Below are 3,724 nucleotides of genomic sequence, written 5' to 3'. Positions count from 1 at the left end.
GCGATCGGGGGGGGGGTTTTTTCCCCCGCCGTTTTTTGTTTGCCGGCGTCTTGCTCGAGCCCCAGCGTGCGGCCCGGGAAACCGGCGGCGTCGAAATAGCGCTGGCTGCCGATGCGCTGGAAGTTCAGCACTGTCGTCAGGCCGCCCTCGGCGGGCTTGGACTTCAGCGTGCCGACATAGGCCTTTGGCACGGTGCCGTTGGGCATGGCCTCCGACATCACGCGGCCGACCAGGTCTCCTTTCTGCGTCGCGCGCAGGCCCATGAGCCGGGCGGCCGTCATGCCGACGTCGGCATTGCTGACCGGCAGCTCGTCGACGAAGCCGGCTTTGAAGTCCGGTCCGATCGCGGCCATGAAGTTCATGGTGTCACCGCGGCTGAAGCTGCCATGCATGCCCTGGCCCTGGCGCAGCACGGTGTCGGCGACCTGCACCGAACAATTGGTCGGCGCCTCGCCGCAATCGCTGGCGTAGGAGCGGAAGTTGACGACGATTGACGGCGTCGGCGTCGCGGCCTTGCCGTGCAGATTGATGCGAGACAGCGGCAGCGTGCCGGGGAAGCGGCCGAGCGAATCCTCGACGAACAGGCCTGAGACGTAGTCCTGCTGGAGCAGCGCCTTGATGGTCTTCTCCGCCAGCTTCTTGTCCTTGTTCGGGAGATAGACGAGGTCGGAGCCGCCATTGGTGGCGACGACGAGATCGGGCTTCTCCGGATCCTTGCCGAGCACGCCGTTGCCGGCCTTGGGATGCTTGTTGCCTTCGACCTTCGCGTTCTTGTCGTTGGGATCGAACAAGGGCAGGTCGAGCGCCTTGGCGAGATCGAGCGCCAGAAAACCCATCGGCAGGAAATCCTTCGGCGTGTCGTCGTAGTCGACCTTGGCCGAGGCGCTGGTCTTGCTCTCCTTCGAGATGGTGGAGAAGCCGTGGTCAGCCGAGACGATGATGTTGGTCGAGGCGGTGAGCCCGAGCTCGTCGAGCGCCCTGCGCAGCTGGGCGAGGTTGTTGTCGGCGTTCTTGATGCCGGCCATCGAGGTCGGGCCGTTGATGCCGGGCTTGATCTGGTTGAGGCTGTCGCCGGTATTGTGCTGGCTGCCGTCGGGATCGCGCGACCAGAACACCAGCACGAACGGCTTGTTGCGGGCCTTGAACATCGGCAGCACCACCTTGGCGGCGACGTCGGCGAAATAGGCCTGCTGCGCGACGTTGGCCACCGTGGTACCCGGCGTCTTGGCATCGCCCGCCTTGGAATTGTCGCCGCGCGGCGGCGTTGCGGTGGGCAGGCCGGCCTTGGTCAGCGCGTCCTTCACTTCGTCGGACAGGGCCACTCCGTGCTTGCCGCCGGTGGCGTCGTCGAACACGATCGAATGCAAGCCCGCCTTTTCGGGCTTGTCGGTATGGTCGAACTGGTACGTCGGACCGTGCTTGCCGAGCGCAGCGGTGCTGTACCCCTTGTCGCGGGCCATCTTCAAGATGGTGTCCTCGTTGAGGTAGTTGCCCCCAAAATGCTCGTCGATGTCGCCGAGCACCTCGTCGTTCTCGATGAAGGGGACCACGGTATTGCCGGCCGGGACGGAGGTATAGCCGGTCCAGATCGTGTTGGAGAACACGCCGGTATCGCCGAGATAATGGCCGGTCGACATCGCCGAGCCGTTGGCCATGGTGAAGGTCGGGAAGAGCGAGTGCGGGTTCTTGAAGTTGACGCCCTTGTCACGGACCTCGGCCATGGCGGGCGCGGTGTCGGGGTTGACCTTCAGAGCGCGCAGACCGTCCGGAATGAACAGGATCAAATTGCGGGGCGTGTTGTTCTGGGCGGAGGCCAATCCGGTGGACAACAGGGTCAATCCGGCGGACAGCAACAGCAATGAACGGCGCATCAGATCTCTCCCTGCGGTGAGCGGCATGGCCGCAACCCGCGGCCCCCCGGATCGTTTAGTTTCGCTGCATGACGGTCTTGTTACAAGAGCGGAGAGCCATGCAAAGAAGGGCAGGGAGCACACACGTGTCCCGGACGCGCTGCAACGCTTTTAGCGTTGCAGCGCAGAGCCGGGACCCAGCAGGCCACAGCACGCGCCGCCACATGGGCCTCGGCTCTGCAGCGCACCACTTGGTGCTGCGCAGCGTCCGGGGCACGAGACAGTCGTTTGGGCGCACAACTGCCTCAACATCGTCATTGCGAGCGTAGCGAAGCAATCCTGATCTTCCCCCAAAAAAGTGGACAGGGTTCAAGCCGATTTTAGCTCCATCTCGACCGGGCTGATATAGCCGATAGCCGAGTGTCTGCGGTGATGATTGTAGAAGCCCTCGATGTAGGAGAAGATGTCGCGCTCTGCTTCATTGCGGGTTGCATATTGACGGTGATGGATCAGTTCGGTCTTGAGCGTGTGGAAGAAGCTTTCCATCGGGGCATTGTCGTAGCAGTCGGCTCTGCGGCTCATCGAAGGCCGGAAGCCGGCGGCTTGCAGCGCTTGGCGGTAGTCGGTTGAAGCATATTGGATGCCGCGATCGGAGTGATGGATCAGGCCAGCACCGGGCTTTTGTCCCTTGATCGCCATCCTTAATGCGGCGAGCGGCAATTCGGCGCGCAGATGTTCGTCCATCGCCCAGCCCACGATACGACGGCTGTACAGATCCATGATGGCGGCCAGGTACAGCCATCCCTGGCCGGTCCAGACATAGGTGATGTCGGCGAGCCAGACCTGATTGCGCATGGCGGCCGCGAAGTTTCGGCCGAGCAGGTTGGGCGCGATCGGGAAGCCATGCCCGCTGTCGGTGGTGCGGCATCGTCGCGGCCCGACCGAGATGGCCCGAACGCCATGGTCGCGCATCTGCCGCTCGATCCGGCCACGGCTGGCATGATGTCCCTGGGCTTTGAGTTCGACATGGATGCGCGGGCTGCCATAGCGGCCATGACTGTCGCGATGGACCCGCGTGATGTCCTCCAGCAACTCTCGATTGGCCGCGGCCCGGGGGCTTTCCGGCCGCGCCCGCCAAGCATAGTAGCCTGCGGGCGAGACGCCGAGCACACGGCACATGGTTTGGACCGGATAGTCCGCGCGGCGATCTTCGATGAAGCGGAACCTCATGTCCGGGGTCCAGCAAAGATCGCGATCGACTTTTTTAAAATGTCGCGCTCCATCCGCAGCTGTTCGTTTTCCCGCTGCAACCGCGCGATCACGTCAGCCTGGTCCGCCGACGGCACCGCCCCCTGCGATGTGGGCGCCACGGCGCTGCCGCCGGCTCTCACCGTGCCCGGCTCCTTCACCCATCGGCTGAGCACGGAGCCGTCAAGCCCGAGCTCCTTCGATACTGACTTCGCCGACCGACCGCTCGACAAAACCAGATCAACCGCCTGCCGCTTGTACTCGTCCGAATAGGACCGACGTTGCCGTTTTGCCATCTGACACCTCTCGCTGCCTAAGCTATAGGTGTCCACCGATTTAGGGGAGGTCCAATCCAGAATCTCTCCTCGAAAAGACTCTGGATTGCTTCGCTGCGCTCGCAATGACGGAGCAAGTGGAATCGGATTCGCGCTACGGCTAACATTTCGATTGCAGGCACACCTTCGCAACCTCGCGGCGCATTTCGCCCGAGCTTTGCCTCGATGCTTCACCCTCTGAAAATGAAGAGGGCGCAGGGAAGGCCGGGAGCCGGTTGGCTCCCATCGAACCGCCATGCCAAGAGCAGACTGCGTGTGCTTCATGCATAGCGGAAAAACAGGGCAACCGGA

2 protein-coding genes are annotated in these 3,724 nt (G+C 63.1%); both read right to left on the bottom strand.

Translation table 11 applies throughout. The features are described 5' to 3' along the window. Window positions 1–1,871, bottom strand: a 1,871-nt coding sequence (locus tag UNPA324_RS11005; protein ID WP_141938821.1) for an alkaline phosphatase family protein, incomplete at its 3' end; no start/stop codon positions are given. A 348-nt stretch (window positions 1,872–2,219) separates the two neighbouring features. After that, a protein-coding gene (locus tag UNPA324_RS11000; protein WP_141934687.1) for an IS3 family transposase occupies window positions 2,220–3,394 on the bottom strand; the annotation gives its coding sequence in 2 pieces (ribosomal slippage) (window positions 2,220–3,085 and window positions 3,085–3,394; 1,176 coding nt in all). Window positions 3,395–3,724: the final 330 nt, after the last annotated feature.

Origin of the sequence: Bradyrhizobium sp. UNPA324 (assembly GCF_006658635.1) — a bacterium.
Lineage (GTDB): Bacteria > Pseudomonadota > Alphaproteobacteria > Rhizobiales > Xanthobacteraceae > Bradyrhizobium > Bradyrhizobium nanningense.
Note: the sequence above shows the minus strand (reverse complement) of the source record. Positions and strands in the feature narration are given on the sequence as shown.